At 63.0% G+C, this 15,853-nt stretch carries 11 protein-coding genes and 2 tRNA genes; 8 read left to right on the forward strand and 5 right to left on the reverse strand.

Annotated elements, in window-relative coordinates; translation table 11 throughout:
• Nucleotides 1-33: 33 nt before the first annotated feature.
• A complete protein-coding gene (locus PCA20602_RS11240) occupies nucleotides 34-507 on the reverse strand; it encodes an Lrp/AsnC family transcriptional regulator (RefSeq protein ID WP_058377695.1) in 474 nt (157 codons plus the stop codon).
• Between the two features lie 270 nt (nucleotides 508-777).
• On the opposite strand from PCA20602_RS11240, the gene PCA20602_RS11245 reads away from it, so the two are divergent.
• Entirely contained in the window at nucleotides 778-1,866 is a 1,089-nt protein-coding gene (locus PCA20602_RS11245) for a porin (protein ID WP_150721300.1), read from the forward strand.
• Nucleotides 1,867-2,146: 280 nt separating this feature from the next.
• Nucleotides 2,147-3,631, forward strand: coding sequence for an amino acid permease (locus PCA20602_RS11250; protein WP_174980985.1), 1,485 nt, complete (start codon nucleotides 2,147-2,149; stop codon nucleotides 3,629-3,631).
• A gap of 121 nt (nucleotides 3,632-3,752) precedes the next feature.
• On the opposite strand, the gene PCA20602_RS11255 is transcribed toward PCA20602_RS11250, so the two are convergent.
• A complete protein-coding gene (locus PCA20602_RS11255; RefSeq protein ID WP_150721301.1) occupies nucleotides 3,753-4,505 on the reverse strand; it encodes a CerR family C-terminal domain-containing protein in 753 nt (250 codons plus the stop codon).
• Nucleotides 4,506-4,653: 148 nt separating this feature from the next.
• Between PCA20602_RS11255 and PCA20602_RS11260 the strand changes: the two genes are divergently transcribed.
• From PCA20602_RS11260 to PCA20602_RS11270, 3 genes are read left to right on the forward strand one after another with little or no spacing between them, the layout of a single operon-like run.
• Nucleotides 4,654-5,934: an HlyD family secretion protein gene (locus tag PCA20602_RS11260; RefSeq protein WP_425495665.1), complete on the forward strand. Its 1,281-nt coding sequence runs from the start codon at nucleotides 4,654-4,656 to the stop codon at nucleotides 5,932-5,934.
• A complete protein-coding gene (locus PCA20602_RS11265; RefSeq protein WP_246182126.1) occupies nucleotides 5,927-7,525 on the forward strand; it encodes a DHA2 family efflux MFS transporter permease subunit in 1,599 nt (532 codons plus the stop codon). Before PCA20602_RS11260 ends, PCA20602_RS11265 begins: the two co-directional genes overlap by 8 nt.
• Nucleotides 7,526-7,531: 6 nt before the next feature.
• On the forward strand, nucleotides 7,532-8,980 hold the full coding sequence (locus PCA20602_RS11270; RefSeq protein ID WP_150721304.1) for an efflux transporter outer membrane subunit: 1,449 nt from the start codon (nucleotides 7,532-7,534) through the stop codon (nucleotides 8,978-8,980).
• 238 nt (nucleotides 8,981-9,218) lie between these two features.
• Here the strand turns inward: PCA20602_RS11270 and PCA20602_RS11275 are convergent.
• Nucleotides 9,219-9,295, reverse strand: a tRNA-Arg gene (locus PCA20602_RS11275).
• Between the two features lie 148 nt (nucleotides 9,296-9,443).
• Nucleotides 9,444-9,520 (reverse strand) — tRNA-Arg (locus tag PCA20602_RS11280).
• Between the two features lie 408 nt (nucleotides 9,521-9,928).
• Here PCA20602_RS11280 and PCA20602_RS11285 point away from each other — a divergent pair.
• The gene (locus tag PCA20602_RS11285; protein ID WP_150721305.1) at nucleotides 9,929-11,581 is read left to right on the forward strand and encodes an AMP-binding protein; all 1,653 of its coding nucleotides are present in this window, start codon (nucleotides 9,929-9,931) and stop codon (nucleotides 11,579-11,581) included.
• 309 nt (nucleotides 11,582-11,890) lie between these two features.
• Here PCA20602_RS11285 and tcdA read toward each other — a convergent pair whose 3' ends face one another.
• Nucleotides 11,891-12,727, reverse strand: coding sequence for a tRNA cyclic N6-threonylcarbamoyladenosine(37) synthase TcdA (gene tcdA, locus PCA20602_RS11290; protein WP_150721306.1), 837 nt, complete (start codon nucleotides 12,725-12,727; stop codon nucleotides 11,891-11,893).
• A 40-nt stretch (nucleotides 12,728-12,767) separates the two neighbouring features.
• On the opposite strand from tcdA, the gene PCA20602_RS11295 reads away from it, so the two are divergent.
• On the forward strand, nucleotides 12,768-14,813 hold the full coding sequence (locus tag PCA20602_RS11295) for an AsmA family protein (RefSeq protein ID WP_246182127.1): 2,046 nt from the start codon (nucleotides 12,768-12,770) through the stop codon (nucleotides 14,811-14,813).
• A 352-nt stretch (nucleotides 14,814-15,165) separates the two neighbouring features.
• Nucleotides 15,166-15,813 (forward strand): pyridoxamine 5'-phosphate oxidase, encoded by a 648-nt coding sequence (gene pdxH, locus PCA20602_RS11300; RefSeq protein WP_150721307.1) that lies wholly within the window; start codon nucleotides 15,166-15,168, stop codon nucleotides 15,811-15,813.
• The last annotated feature ends 40 nt before the right edge of the window (nucleotides 15,814-15,853 follow it).

Genomic DNA, 15,853 nt, shown 5'->3' on the forward strand with positions numbered 1-15,853 from the left:
AATTTCGAGAATAGTTAATATGTTTTGTATTTTTTATTTCTGCTTCACGAGATCGACGAGCGACTGCGTGTTTTTAATTGTCTTTAGGACAATGTTCGATTGAATCGACATGACAGCCGGCGCCCGGTATAGCTCATTGACGATAAAGTCGGAGTAATGCGCGAGGTTACGCGCTCTTACCGTCAAGATGTAATTGGCAGAGCCGGTGACGATGCGGGCCGTGACGACTTCCGGCCAGTTCTGCACGCACGCCAGAAACTTTTCATGCCACTGATCGACGTCCGGACGCAATGTGATTTGCACTAGCGCTTCGAACTCCAGACCGATATGCTGTGCGTCCACGATGCAGCGATATCCGGAAATCACCCCCCGGTCCTCCAGCAATTTCACCCGGCGCAGGCATGCCGATGGCGACAAGCCAACGGCGTCGGCCAGTTCCTGATTGGAGATGCGGCCATTGAGTTCCAGATGGCGGAGGATGCGCAGGTCGGCAAGGTCGAGGTTCATTGGCAGAATCCATCAAGTTTTCATGGATTCTGGCAGATCCTTCGAATTATTGCCAGTTGCCCGCTAGAAATAGCAAGCAAATTCCATTTTTGCGTTGATATGATAGCCCTCGGCCCCGGGCCGCATGGGTGACATATTCCCGATGGGGCCGTTTCTAATATTGCAGTCGTCGTGCCGAGAAGAATCCGTAATCTCCTTTATCGGAAGGAGCTGCGGATCGTTTTAAGCGTTCACCAAAAAAAACGTCTACAAGACGCACCAAGGAGACCCATGAAGTCTGCACTTCCGGCCAGTCTGGCCATCATTTCGGCCGCTTGCGGCCTCGCCTTCAGCACCACCGCTGCCGCACAAAGTTCCGTCACGCTGTACGGGATCGTCGATCAGAGCGTGCGCTATCAGACCAACGCCAACGCCAATAACGACGCCCTCTGGCAAGTGACCAACGGCGCCGTGACCAACAGCCGCTTCGGCTTCAAGGGCTCGGAAGATCTGGGCGGCGGCATGAAGGCGATCTTCCAACTGGAATCGGGTATCAACCCGCAGAACGGCACGCTCGCCAACAACCCGCGTCTGTTCGATCGTTATGCATTCGTCGGTTTGCAGAATCAGTACGGCACGATCAAGATCGGTCGTCAGGCGACCGAGGCGTTCAACGTGTACGGCGACTTCGATCCGCTCACGATCGGCAACTACGCGAACAACTCGTGGATGTACAACATCACGCGCGGTCGTGTGGATAACGCCGTGAGCTACGCCGGCACGTTCGGCGGCCTGTCCGTCGGCGCAACCTACGGCTTCGGCAACACGGCCGGCACGATGGCTGCAAGCAACTATTGGGGCGCACGCGCCGCCTACGCCATGGGCCCGTTCCAGATTGCCGGCGTGTATCAGGCCGCCCGCGATGCCAGCAAGCGCGTGCAGCAGATGTGGGGCCTGGGCGGTATCTACAGCGTCTCCATCGCCAAGGTGTTCGTCGGCTACATGGGCGGACGCGACCGCAGCGGCTGGCTCGACAGCACGCTCAACGATCCGGCGCACACGGTCACCACGGGTAACCTGAACGACAACCCGCGCAAGGACATGACGTTCTACCTCGGCACGACCATCCAGGCCATGCCGAACCTCGCCATCACCGGCGCCGCGTACTTCGACGACATCAAGAACATCAACGCACAGGCGGGCGACGCCGGCTCGGGCCGTCGTTACACGTATGTGCTGCTCGCCGAGTACGCGCTGTCCAAGCGCACGCAGGTCTACGGCACGGTCGATTACAACAAGGTCAGCGGCGCCGCACGCGTCGAACTGCCGGGTAACTCGACGCAGGTCGGCGTGGGCACGGGCATCCGCCACATCTTCTAAGCGGCACGCACAGGGCGCACATCGAGCGCATCAAACGCACGCCCTGGGCCATCCGGTCCGCCAGAAGGCTTCACCTTTTTGCAGTTCGTATCACCCGCCCCGACTCCGATCGGGGCGGCGGGGCCCGCTCGCGCCTGCGATTCCGGCATCCTGGCCACAGGCACAGCGCGGTGCATCGGCCAATGCCGTGTTGCGTCGCGCAAACGGGCAATGACAAGCAATGTTGTACTCATGCAGATGCCGCGTCCATCTCGATCGTGCGGTGTCCCAGAGGTGTGTCATGACGCGTACTCCCCAGTCTCCCCAGCCGACCCGGTCCACTCAGTCGACGTCCCCGGCCAGGCCCCGCGACTTCTCGCACATCACGAAGCGCGAGCAAGGCCTGCGTCGTTCGCTCACCGCAAGTCAGATGGCCATGATCGCCATCGGCGGCGCGATCGGCACAGGACTCTTCCTCGGTAGCGGTTTCGCCATCGGCTTCGCCGGACCGAGCGTGCTGATCTCCTATGCCATCGGCGCACTCATCGCGCTCATGCTCATGGGGTGTCTGGCGGAGATGACGGTCGCTCACCCGACGTCCGGCTCATTCGGCGCGTACGCCGAGCATTACATCGGGCCGTGGGCCGGTTTTCTGGTGCGCTACGCGTATTGGTCCTGCATCGTGCTCGCCGTCGGCACGGAAGTCAGCGCCATCGCCGTCTATATGAAGTACTGGTTCCCACAGGTGCCGGGCTGGTACTGGGTCGCGGGCTTTTCCGCCGCGCTGGTGCTCGTGAACGCCATGTCTGTGAACCTTTTCGGCGCCATCGAGTATGGGTTCTCGCTCATCAAGATCACCGCCATCGTCATCTTCATTCTGATCGGCGCGTATGTGGTCTTCATCGCGCCGAACTCGGTCGCAGACGCCGCTCACTCACCCGCAGGTTTCGCCAACTACACCGCACACGGCGGCTTCTTCCCGAAGGGCCTCTGGGGCATGTGGATAGCGGTCATCATTTCGATCTTCAGTTACCTGTCCATCGAAATGATCGCAGTCGCCGCCGGTGAAGCGGAGAACCCCGAGCGCGCCGTGACGCGCGCCTTCCGCTCGACGGTCGTGCGCCTCGTGCTGTTCTATCTGCTCACGCTCGCGCTGATGCTCGCCATCGTGCCGTGGACCGCCGCCGGTCAGGACGAGAGCCCGTTCGTGAAGGTGATGCAGGCCATCAACATTCCGGGTGCTGCCGGCGTCATCAACTTCGTGGTGCTGATCGCGGCGCTCTCGTCGATGAACAGCCAGCTCTACATCACCACACGCATGATGTTCTCGCTCTCGCGCGCCGGCTATGCGCCCGCCCGATTCGGCGAAGTGAACCGTCGCGGGGTGCCACTCGCAGCACTGTTGCTCTCGACCGTAGGCATTGCGCTCGCGACGCTCGTGAACTTCCTTTACCCCGAGTCGTCGTTCACGTTCATGATGGCGATCTCGATGTTCGGCGCGATGCTCACGTGGATGATGATCTTTGTCACGCACTTCTTCTTCCGTCGCGCGTGGCGACGCGAATCGCATCCGCCGCTGGCGTTTCGTATGTGGGGTTTTCCGTGGCTCACACTGATGGGCGCAGCGCTCATGGCCGCGATCATGCTCACGACGCTCTTCACCGGTGTCTTCCGCATGACGCTGATCTTCGGTGTGCCGTTCGTCGCTGTCGTGTTGCTGGTCTACTTCCTCTGGTATCGCAAGCGCGATGGCGAACCGCAGGGGCGAACGGCCACGCAGTCCTGATCGCGTGACCGTGATGTGGTTGTCGTTCCTGTTGCCGCGAGGCATCGGCATGGGCCGCAATGCGCTGAAATGAAAATGGGGGCACGTGTCAGTGCCCCCATTTCGTTATGTGCCGCGCAGCTTACTTTGCCGCAGCCTTGCGTTCGCGCACGGTGCGCTCCAACAGGTAGCGCGTCTGTTCCATCACGGCTTCGCGCACCATGCGGTTACGCTCGGGGTTCGGCTCAGTGCCCCACCCCATCGAACAATCGACGGAGCGGCGCATTACGCGAAACGCCATGCCGAGCGTGCTGATGCACACGGCACGAACGCGCATCGCTTCGTTGTCGGGTTCGACACCGGCGAGTCGCGTCACGATATGCGAGCCGACCGCCGCCAGACGGCTGGAAAAGCGATCGTGAAAGACCTTGAAGCCCGCGTCGGGCCCCAGCCCCGCCTGCTCGCGCGCCATGAACATGTTCCAGCCCTCGATCTCCGGGCTCTTCTCCATGAAGCCGCCCTTGCGGCTCTGCAACTCGCAGAAGGCGTCGATCAGTTGCTCGTCGGTCGCATTCGGATCGGCCACCACCTGCTCGGCTAACTCGATGGCTTCGCCCATCTGCCCGAGCACGAGTTCCAGGATGTACTCGACGCAAGCCTTGTACACCCCTTCCTTGTTGTCGAAGTAGTACTGAAGCGCGGGCGCATTCACGCCCGCCGCGTTCGCGATGTCGCGCGTGGACGCCCCGGAAAACCCGAACTCCCCGAAGCACTTGATCGCCGCGAGGATGATGCGCGCACGCGTTTCCTCGCCACGTTGGTATCCCGTATCGACCGCATGTCGCGGGCGCGCGGGTGTGCTCTGAACACGCGCAGCACGTGATGTTCCAGTCATGTATCCCCTTGCTTGCCAAAACTTTCGTCAAAAATATAACACTTGACATAAATCGATCAACTGGAATAATTCTGCCAATTGGAATAATTTGAGGAAAATTCCCATGACCACCGCAGCACAGGTCAAGCCGTCGGAGTCGGTGCAGACGATGGCGCGACCCGCAGACACCCCGGCCGCCAAGGCACAGGAAAGCGCCGCAAAGCCCGACCAGACAAAGGCGCCGGCCAATCCGCGCCGCAAGAAGATGCTGCTCGGCGCGCTGGCGCTGGGGATCGTCGCCGGCCTCGGCTGGGGGGCGCACTGGTGGTTCGTGGGACGCTTCATTGAGTCGACCGACGACGCCTACCTGCAAGCCGACAGCATGACCGTCGCCCCGAAGGTCGGCGGTTATGTGACGGAAGTGCTCGTGCGCGACAACGAGACGGTCAGCGTCGGCCAGCCGCTCGTACGACTCGACGGCCGCCAGTATCAGGCCGCCTACGACGAAGCCGCCGCGACCGTGGTCGCCCGCGAGGCGGACGTCGCCCGCGCGCAGGCCGAGCTGTCGCAGCACGCCGCGACCATTGCGCAGGCACGTGCCGAACTCGACAGCGCCCGCGCCAATGCCGCTTACTCGGCCGGTCAGGTCAAGCGTTACGCCCCGCTCGTGGCGACCGGCGCCGAGACGGACGAGCGGCTGGCCGAGCTGCGCAACACCAGCACCCGCGCGGACGCCTCGCTCAAGAGCAACGAGGCCAACCTTCAGTCGACGCAGCGTCAGACGGACACCCTGACGGCCGCGCTCGCGCAGGCCAAGGCGCAATTGGCGGTGGCGCAGGCCAGTGCCCGCAAGGCAGAACTCGATCTGGCGGATACCGTCGTCAAGAGCACGCTCGCCGGACGCGTCGGCGACCGCGCCGTGCGCGTCGGTCAGTTCGCGCAACCGGGCACACGGCTGCTGACGGTCGTGCCGGTACAGAACGTCTATCTGACGGCCAACTTCAAGGAAACGCAGGTCGGCCATATGCGCGCCGGCCAGCCGGTGACGATTCACGTCGACGCGTTGCCGGGCGAGCCGATCCATGGCGTAGTCGACTCCGTGTCGCCGGGCACCGGCTCGCAGTTCGCACTGCTGCCCGCCCAGAACGCGACGGGCAACTTCACGAAGATCGTGCAGCGCGTGCCGGTACGCATTCGTCTCGAAGCGCCGGAATCGTTGCGTGCCGTGTTGTTGCCGGGACTCTCGGTGACGGCGGACGTCGACACGCACCGCGACGCTACGACGGCCACGGCGGCCGCACCGGCCAAGCAGGCGGCACGAGCGGAACCGACACAGGTGTCGCTTAGCGCGCCGCTCGGCTCGGCGGTCGGTCCACTCATGAACGCACCGTCGAATGCCAATGCGGCCAACGCCGCAGCGACGTCCGGCAACGGAGTCCAACGTGGCTAATACGGGCGCTGGCAGCGTCACCCCCGCGCCGGCGGCACACCCGGCGGCCCCGGCAAACGCCACGGCGTCAGACTGGATCGCGGTGGCAGCCGGCGCGCTCGGCGCGTTGCTCGCCACGCTCGACATCTCGATCACGAACTCCGCACTGCCGCAGATTCAGGGGCAAATCGGCGCATCGGGCACCGAGGGCACGTGGATCTCGACCGGCTATCTCATGTCGGAAATCGTCATGATTCCGCTGGCAGCGTGGCTCACGCGCGTGCTCGGTCTGCGACGCTTTCTGATGCTCAATGCCGTCTTCTTCACGCTGTTCTCGATGATGTGCGGCGCGTCGAGCAGCCTGCCCGAAATGGTCATCGGTCGTATCGGACAGGGCTTCGCGGGCGGCGCCATGATCCCGACGGCGCAGATGATCATCCGAACGCGATTGCCGCGTCACCAGATGGGCGTCGGCATGGCGATGTTCGGACTGATCGTGCTGCTCGGGCCGCTACTCGGTCCGGTCGTTGGCGGATGGCTTACCGAAAACGCGAACTGGCGCTGGTGCTTCTTCCTGAACCTGCCCCTGTCGGCCGCCATCGTCACGCTGCTCATCCTCGGTCTCAAACGCGAACCAACCGACTTGCAGGCCTTCCTCAAGGCGGACTGGCTGGGGATCGTGGGGCTGGCTATCGGACTGAGTTCGCTTACCGTGGTGCTCGAAGAAGGTCAGCGCGAACGCTGGTTCGACTCGCACATGATCATCTGGCTGTCGATACTGTCGGCACTCGGCATCGGCTTGATGCTCGTGGCGCAGTTCACCGCCGAGAAGCCCATCGTCAAGCTCTCGTTGCTGGGCAACAAGAACTACGCGAGCGTGATCTACATCGTGTTCACGGTCGGGGCCGGGCTGTATGGCGTGTCGTATCTGCTGCCGCAGTTCCTCGCGACCATCGCGGGCTACAACGCGCAGCAGTCCGGCAACATCATGCTGCTCTCCGGATTGCCCGCGTTCCTGATGATGCCGTTCCTGCCTCGCCTGATCAGCCGAGTCGACATACGTCTGCTCGTGATTCTCGGGCTGTTGTTCTTCTTCGCCAGTTGCATGCTCGACATCGATCTCACGGCACAGAGCGTGGGGCATGACTTTACGCTGTCGCAATTGCTGCGAGGCGTCGGGCAGATGCTCGCGATGATGCCGCTCAATCAGGCCTCGATGGCAGCGGTCGAAGCACAGGACGCCGGTGACGCCGCAGGCCTCTACAACATGGCACGCAACCTCGGCGGCTCCGTGGGCCTCGCGCTGCTGGGCACGCTCATCGATCGTCGCACCGACTATCACGACGCCGTGCTGCGCGAATCGCTCACCGCGAACAATCCGATGGGCCAGGAACATCTCTCGGCGAATGCGGCAAGTTTCTTCGCACAGTCGGGCGATATGGTCCACGCGCAGTTGCAAGCCACGGCGCAACTGGCCACCGAGATCGCGAGACAGGCGAGCGTGATTACGTTTTCCGAGACTTTCTACGCACTGGGTATCGCGCTGCTGCTTTGCGTGCCGCTTGCCCTGCTACTCAAGCAACCGGCCGGATTCTCCTCTGGCGGGCATTGATCGAACATGACTTTTTCTCTACGAACCCTGGCGGTTGCGGCCGCCTTTCTCGTCGCCGGTTGCACTGTCGGTCCCGACTATCGCGGCGCCCCTGACGTGGCGAACGATGCGCTGCGCACCGGCGCGACGTTTGCTCACGCGGGTGAAGGCGTCGAAGCCCACACCCCGGGCGTCGCGCGCTGGTGGACAGGACTCGACGATCCGCAACTCACCGCGCTCATCGACGATGCCATCGCCAATAGCCCGGACATCCGTGCGGCGCAGGCGAAGGTGCGTCAGTCGCGTGCGAGCCTGCGCAGTCATCAGGCCGATCTGTTGCCGAAGGCGACCGTCGATCTGGCCGCCGTTCGCACGCGCTCGCCGGACCTCGGCGCGCTCACGGGCAACGGCGGTGGCAGTGGGCGCGGGCCGCTCGACCTCTACATTGCGGGCTTCGACGCGAGTTGGGAAATCGATTTGTTCGGCGGTACCCGCCGGGCGGTCGAAGCGGCGAGTGCCGACGCCGACGCCGCGTCGGAGGATCTCGCCGATGCCCACGTGCAACTCGCTGCCGAAGTCGCGCAGACCTACGTCGCATTGCGCGATCAGCAGGCGCGTCTCGCACTGGTGCGCGATTCTGCGCAGCTCGAAGGCGAGATGCTCGATCTGACGCGTCAACGCCGAGCCGGTGGCGTGGCCTCGGAACTCGACGTCGAACGCATCTTCACGCAAGTCGAACAGACGCAGTCGCGCGTGCTGCCGCTAGAGGCCGACGTCATCGAGTCGCTCGATCAGTTGGCACTGCTCACCGGCCGTGCGCCCGGCGCCCTGGACGACGAACTCAAATCGCCCAAGGCGCTGCCCCGCGTGCCGGCCAAGGTGGCCATCGGTGACCCGTCGGCACTGTTGCAGGCGCGTCCGGACATTCGTGCGGCGGAGCGACGCCTGGCATCGCAGAACGCGCAGATCGGCGTGCAGACCGCCAACTGGTTCCCGAAACTCTCGATCATGGGCGAACTCGGTTACTCCGCGCTGGACCCCGGCCATCTCCTGCGCAAGGACAACTTCAGTTGGCTGGCGTTGCCGCGTCTGCAATGGAACGCGCTCGACTTCGGACGCGTGCAGGCAGGTGTCGACGGCGCCAAGGCCGGGCGCGATCAGGCACAGGCCAAGTATGAAAGCGCGGTCCTGACGGCGTTGCGCGACGCCGACGTGGCATTGGCGCGCTACGGCCATCAGCGCGAAAACGTCTATCGCCTGCAAAGCGTGGAGTCGTCGGCATCGCGCGCGGCGACGCTTACGCGTCAACGCTATCGCGCCGGAACGGCCAGCACGCTCGACTGGCTCGACGCCGAACGCACGCGCTTCTCGGCAGAGCAGGACCGGATTGCCGGCGACGCGCAACTGCTCAAGTCGTTCGTGACGTTGCAGAAGGCGTTGGGGCTGGGATGGCAGGTGAACACCACGACCGGCTGAACGATCCGAACGGGCTGAACGGGCTGAACGGGCTGTCGTTCATCGTGGACGCCCATCGATCGATGTGCGTGTCGACGGTGACGGCATGGCGACGCATTGGGGATGTGTCGTCATGCCCGCGAAAGAAGGAGGAAGGGCATGCGGGACGGACAGCAGGCAAGCGAGGCGCGTAAGCCGGGCACGTAAACGAAAAACGCTCCAGAAGCTTTCGCCTCTGGAGCGTTTTTGCCAACTGAGTTGGCGCGGCTGGCAGGATTCGAACCCACGACCCCTTGGTTCGTAGCCAAGTACTCTATCCAACTGAGCTACAGCCGCACTTACTGCACGAGACACCGACCAGACGATTCTGCTGGCTGTCGGCCGACCTTCTCAACAACGTCACCGGTGCATGACACTCGGTACGCCACTGGGAAGGACTCCCCCGAAAAACTAAGGGTCTCCGTGAGGAGACCCTCGAAATAGGTGGCGCGGCTGGCAGGATTCGAACCCACGACCCCTTGGTTCGTAGCCAAGTACTCTATCCAACTGAGCTACAGCCGCGCTGTGAGAACAGAATTATGTAAGAAACCAGTCTGCCACGCAAGTGTTTTTTGCAATTCTTTTGTCATATCCCCGATTTACCCGCCGCATCCCGCGTTCCATGCGGGATTAGCGCGGAATCGCCCTCAATGGCAAGCCTTTGCCGCTAGAACAATTACTCCACGCAAACCCGCATCAAATCAGGGCTTTCCATGTGCTCGCCCCGGAAACGGCACGGTATGCTACGGCTTTTTGCAACGCATCGAATGGCGCACCCGCTGCGCAGGCGAGACAGTATCGGGCAAGGAGACGCCCCGCTCGCACCCCCACACGACATGCGATGAAACGACGCATCGGCCCGCCCGTACTTTGCCTGGTACTTCCCCCGGCGGCCACGATGCGATAAAAACCAAATTCAAGGAGGCGCTCATGGAAAAAGTCTGGCTCAAGAGCTATCCGCCCGGCGTGCCGGCCCAGATCGACGTCAACACCTATCGTTCGCTGAACGACCTGTTCCTGCAAAGCTGCCAGAAGTTTGCGAATCGCCCGTCGTTCACCAATCTCGGTGTCACGCTGACGTTCGCCGACCTAGAACGCAAGTCGCGTGATTTCGCCGCCTATCTGCAAAGCCTGCCCGGCTTACAACGCGGTTCGCGTGTGGCCATCATGTCACCGAACCTCCTGCAATATCCGGTCGCCGTCTTCGGCATCCTGCGCGCGGGAATGGTCGTCGTGAACGTCAATCCGCTTTATACGGCGGGCGAACTCGAACATCAGCTCAAGGACGCGGACTGCGCGGCGATTCTCGTCATCGAGAACTTCGCCGCCACGCTGCAAAAGGCGCTGCCGAATACGCCGGTCAAGCACGTCATCACCACCGCCATCGGTGACCTCGTGCCGGCACCCAAGCGCTGGATCGTGAACTACGTCGTGCGTCACGTGAAGAAGATGGTGCCCGAGTGGAGCATTCCTCATGCCGTGCCGTTCCGCACCGCCATGGCGCAGGGGGCACGCGCCAAGTTGCAGGAAGCGCAGCTCGGTCATGACGACATCGCGTTCCTGCAATACACCGGCGGCACGACCGGTGTGGCCAAGGGCGCGATGCTCACGCATCACAACATGATCGCCAACATGCTGCAGGCACGCGCGTGGATCGGCTCCGGTCTGGAAGAAGGCAAGGAGATCATCGTCACCGCCCTGCCGCTGTATCACATCTTCTGTCTGACGGCGAACTGTCTGGTCTTCCTCCAGCTCGGTGCGCTCAATCTGCTCATCACCAACCCGCGCGACATGCCGGGCTTCGTGAAGGAACTGGGCAAGTGGAAATTCACGTTCATGACCGGCGTGAATACCCTCTTCAACGGCTTGCTCAATACGCCGGGCTTCGATCAGCTCGACTTCAGCGAACTGAAGTGCGCGCTTGGCGGCGGGGCCGCCGTGCAACGCGCCGTCGCCGAGCGCTGGCAGAAGGTCACGGGGCATCCGCTGATCGAGGCTTATGGGCTCACCGAGACATCGCCTGCCGTATGCATCAACCCGCTCGGCAGCGAGTTCAACGGGTCGATCGGTCTGCCGATCTCGTCGACGGAAGTCAGCATCCGCAACGACGCCAACGAGGCGCTCGACTTCGGTCAGGAAGGCGAAATCTGCGTGCGTGGCCCGCAGGTCATGAAGGGCTACTGGAATCGCCCCGATGAGACCGCCAAGACCATTACCCCGGACGGCTGGCTGCGCACCGGCGACATCGGCACGATGGATGACAAGGGGTATGTCCGCATCACCGATCGCAAGAAGGACATGATCATCGTCTCGGGCTTCAACGTCTATCCGAACGAAGTCGAAAGCGTGCTGGCGATGTGTCCGGGCGTGCTGGAGTCGGCCGTGGTCGGCGTACCGAGCGAGCGCACCGGCGAAGCGGTCAAGGCCGTGATCGTCAAGAAGTCGGCGGATCTGAGCGAGAAGGCCATCATCGACTTCTGCCGTCAGCATCTGACTAACTACAAGGTGCCGCACGTCATCGAGTTCCGCACCGAATTGCCGAAGACGCCGGTCGGCAAGGTGCTGCGTCGCGAACTGCGCTGACGATAGGCAGATAGGCAGGTCTCGCGCGCTCGCTGAGATTTTTGCATCCACGCGTTGTTCTGGTTGTTTCCGTTGTTTCGTTATGCACAACGAATCAACGTCGCATCGATGCTGCGAGGCAGCATATAAATCGGCCCAGGGCGGTTCATTCGCCCCGGGCCGTTTTCTTTTACGCATCGAGAGACCTATCGAGAGGTCTCGCGTCCTTCGCCGTAGCCCAACCCCGCTCGTTTCGTAACTTTTGGTTACAGACGCGAGGCGTGAGGCTTGCGAAAATCTCGGGCACGCCAGTGCCCTCGCGCGCGCCGTTCAGCGCCCGACCTTCGTGACTTGCTTCAGAACGTGAGCAGCGGCTGCCATGCCGAATGTCGCTGTGACACACATGCTCGACCCGAAGCCGGCACAGTTAAGGCCCTGCGGCCCCACAGCGGCATCGGGCGATTCGCCCGGCGCGCACACGGCTTCCGGATACTGCAACGGCTCGTCCGAGTACACGGCGGGCACGTTGAACTTGGCTTTCGGGCCACGGACAAAACCGTGTTGCTTGCGTAATTGCGCACGCACTTTCGCAAGCAGCGGGTCCTGGATCGTGCGGGCGAGATCGTCGATGCGAATCCGTGTCGGATCGATCTGACCGCCGGCGCCGCCCACGGTGATCAGACGCTGCTTATGCGCCACGCACCACGCGATGAGCGCCGTCTTCACCCGCACGCTGTCGATGGCATCGATCACCCAATCGAAGCCACCGCCCAACATGGCGTCGAGATTTTCGAGCTCTACGAAGTCCTCGACGAGCGTAAGCTGGCAAGCAGGATTGATGGCCACGATGCGTTCGGCCATCGCGGCGACTTTCGGTTTTCCGTAGTTGCCATCGAGTGCATGCACCTGACGATTGGTATTGCTTTCGGCGACGTTATCGAGATCGATGAGCGTGAGTCGACCCACGGCGCTACGCGCCAGCGCTTCGGCCACCCACGAGCCGACACCGCCGATACCGATGACGGCCACGTGAGCGTCGCGTAGACGCGCGAGACCGTCGTCACCATACAAACGCGCGAGGCCGCCGAAACGGCGATTCGCGTCAAAATCCACCTCCGGTGGCGCAGCGGGCACCGGAGCAACAACGATCGACGGGGTACTGTTCATGATGCGATGGGTAACGTCCTTGAAATGGCTGGCGATCACGATGGTCGCCATCGTGCTGGCATTCGCGGCGTTCATCACGTGGTTTGACTGGAACTACGCCCGGCCCTTCATTAACCGGGAGGTGAGCACCGCGACCGGGCGCCCCTTCGCAATCCGGGGCGACCTCTCGCTGCACTGGTTGGCGCCGAATGCACAGGCCCCGGGTCTGGGGCGCTGGCTGCCGAGGCCTCGCCTGATCGCGAATGATATCGTGTTAGGCAATGTCGCGTGGAGTCAGACGCCGAACATGATCTCCGTCGGCCGCCTCACGTTCTCGCTCGAATGGCTGCCGCTACTCGAGAAGCACGTGGTGCTGCCCGAAGTCGCGCTGTCCGCCCCGAAGGTCATCGTCGAACAACAGGCCGACGGTCAGAACAACTGGACCTTTGCGAAGGGCGACGGCAAGCCTTCGCCGTGGAAGCTCCGCATCGGCCGCCTGATTCTCGAAGACGGCGTGATACGCGCCAACATCGTGCCGCAGCAGCTCGACCTGACGGCCAACATCGCCACCATCGACGGTCAGGCACCGTACGGCATCGGCGTCTCTTTGAAGGGCACCTTCCGCAAGGTCGCTGTCACCGGCAAGGCGCGCGGCGGGGATGTGCTTTCACTCGAAGACACTGGCGAGCCCTATCCGCTCGACGCCAGCGTGCGCATCGGACGCACCTTGATCGCCGCGAAAGGCACGTTCACGAATCCGGCCACGCTCTCGGCACTCGACATGCATCTGAAGCTGGCGGGGCCGACGATGGCCGATCTGTATCCGATCACCGGCGTGCTGCTGCCGGAAACGCCCGCCTACGAAACCAACGGCCATTTGCTGCACACGGCCGGCGTGTGGCGCTACGAGCGCTTCCAGGGCAAGGTCGGACAGAGCGATCTGTCCGGCACGCTCGTGTTCCGTCAGCGCGAGCCGCGCAACATCCTGCAAGGCGCGGTGGTGTCCAATCAATTGCGGCTGGTCGATCTCGGTCCGGCGATCGGCGGACAGAACCCGTCCGGCGGCAGCGACCTGTCGGGCAAGCCGAAAGCGCCGCCGTCCGACAAGGTGCTGCCGGTCGATCCGTTCAAGACCGACCGCTGGCGCGCCATCGATGCCGACGTGCAATTCACCGGCCGCAAGATCATCAAGGACAAGAGCCTGCCGATCGACAACCTCGTGACGCATCTCGTGCTGGACGATGGCGTACTGTCGCTGCGTCCGCTGGAGTTCGGCGTGGCGGGCGGTCGCATCACGTCCACACTCGTGCTCAACGGACAAGCCGAGCCGATGAAGGTGGACTCGCAGGTGTCGCTGCGGCATCTGAAGATGAAGCAGTTGTTGCCCGACGTCGACCTGATGAAGACGAGCGTGGGCGAAGTCAACGGCGACGCCGCGCTCACCGCGACCGGCAACTCCATTGCGGCGCTGGCCGGCTCGTCCAACGGCGAGATCAAGACGCTGATCGACCGTGGGTCGGTGAGCAAGTTGTTGCTGCAATACATGGGGCTCAACGTGGGCAACATCGTGCTGACCAAGCTCTTCGGCGACAAGCAGATCGAGATGCGTTGCGCGGCGGCCGACTTCGCCGTGCGCGACGGTGTCATGGACGCCCGTACGTTCGTGATCGACACCGACGATACGAGCATTGGCGTCACCGGTCAGGTCGATCTCAAGCGCGAACACTTCAACCTGACGATCCGTCCGGAACCGAAGCACTTCGGCCTGCTGTCGCTGCGCTCGCCGCTGTATGTACGCGGCACGTTCAAGCATCCGGACGTCGGGGTGAACGTGCCGACGCTCGTCGCGCGCGCAGGCGGCGCGATCGCGCTGGGCGTGCTCGCGCCGTACACGGCGCTGATCCCGTTGCTCGAACTCGGCCCTGGCAAGGACAGCCCATGCGGCGAACTGCTCGCCAAGCTGCAACATCCGCCCAGCCGCAATCCGGCGAACGTCAAAGCCGTTCCCGGCGCCGACGGCGCCGCCAAGGCCAACAAGACAGACAACAGGACGCGCACGAACCAACCCGCCGCCGCCGGCATCGACGCCGGACGCGACAAGCCTTGATCCGGTCCGCCCGCCGCCGCTAACGCGGACCCCGGATCGGTCGACGGTGCCGCGATCGAGCCAGCGCGTCAGCCATTGCATGCGATATGCCATCCGACGCGCGAAGCAATGCCCATGCCAACGAGATGGATTTGCCGCCGTCGTCGCGAACGATTTTCGGGACATCTACGGCGACCCGGCGCAATTACTTCACTCATTAAATATCAAGCACATAGCGCGAGACGCCCATTCCACGGGGCATTCGGGGGGTTGATATTCACGCGACGCGGCAAATCGTCACGTGCACACATTTGCCGACTCTTCGCTATACTGTGTCGCAACCCCCAACCGCCATAGACCGGCTACGATCGTCGTGACACAGACGCTTTCTCTCGCGGACCTGCGCAAGAACTACGCCCTCGGCTCTCTTTCCGAGACCGACGTGGCGTCCAGCCCGTTCGACCAATTCCGACTCTGGTTTGAGCAAGCGCTCGCGGCCCAACTGGCCGAACCGAACGCCATGACGCTCGCCACCGTGACACCGGATGGCCGCCCGGATGCGCGCATCGTGCTGATCAAGGGCGCCGACGAACGCGGCTTCACGTTCTTCACGAACTACGAGTCGCGCAAGGGGCAGGAATTGGCGGCGACGCCGTACGGCTGTCTGCTGTTTCACTGGATCGAGCTTGAGCGTCAGGTGCGTATCGAGGGACGTGTCGAGAAGGTGAGTGCAGAAGAAAGCGACGCGTACTATCACTCGCGCCCGGTGGGCTCCCGTCTGGGCGCCTGGGCCTCGGTGCAGAGCGCCGAAGTGGCCGACAGGACCATCATCGAGCAACGCGAAGCGGATTTTCGGCGCCAGTTCGGCGACGCCCCGCCGCGCCCGCCGCACTGGGGTGGTTACCGGCTCGTGCCGGAGACCATCGAGTTCTGGCAGGGCCGCGAATCGCGCCTGCACGATCGCATCAAATTTTTCCGGCTTGCCGATGGAACGTGGCGCGTGGCGCGCCTGTCCCCCTGAACGTTGTTGTGTCGGCTACGCCGACGCGGTACGCCTGCCC

The organism is Pandoraea capi, from assembly GCF_902459735.1.
Lineage (GTDB): Bacteria > Pseudomonadota > Gammaproteobacteria > Burkholderiales > Burkholderiaceae > Pandoraea > Pandoraea capi.

Coding starts and splice junctions, on each gene's coding strand:
- PCA20602_RS11260 (WP_425495665.1), top strand. CDS start 4,654: ATGGCGCGACCCGCAGACACCCCGGCCGCCAAGGCACAGGAAAGCGCC.
- PCA20602_RS11245 (WP_150721300.1), top strand. CDS start 778: ATGAAGTCTGCACTTCCGGCCAGTCTGGCCATCATTTCGGCCGCTTGC.
- PCA20602_RS11240 (WP_058377695.1), bottom strand. CDS start 507: ATGAACCTCGACCTTGCCGACCTGCGCATCCTCCGCCATCTGGAACTC.
- PCA20602_RS11270 (WP_150721304.1), top strand. CDS start 7,532: ATGACTTTTTCTCTACGAACCCTGGCGGTTGCGGCCGCCTTTCTCGTC.
- PCA20602_RS11295 (WP_246182127.1), top strand. CDS start 12,768: ATGGTCGCCATCGTGCTGGCATTCGCGGCGTTCATCACGTGGTTTGAC.
- PCA20602_RS11285 (WP_150721305.1), top strand. CDS start 9,929: ATGGAAAAAGTCTGGCTCAAGAGCTATCCGCCCGGCGTGCCGGCCCAG.
- PCA20602_RS11250 (WP_174980985.1), top strand. CDS start 2,147: ATGACGCGTACTCCCCAGTCTCCCCAGCCGACCCGGTCCACTCAGTCG.
- tcdA (WP_150721306.1), bottom strand. CDS start 12,727: ATGAACAGTACCCCGTCGATCGTTGTTGCTCCGGTGCCCGCTGCGCCA.
- PCA20602_RS11255 (WP_150721301.1), bottom strand. CDS start 4,505: ATGACTGGAACATCACGTGCTGCGCGTGTTCAGAGCACACCCGCGCGC.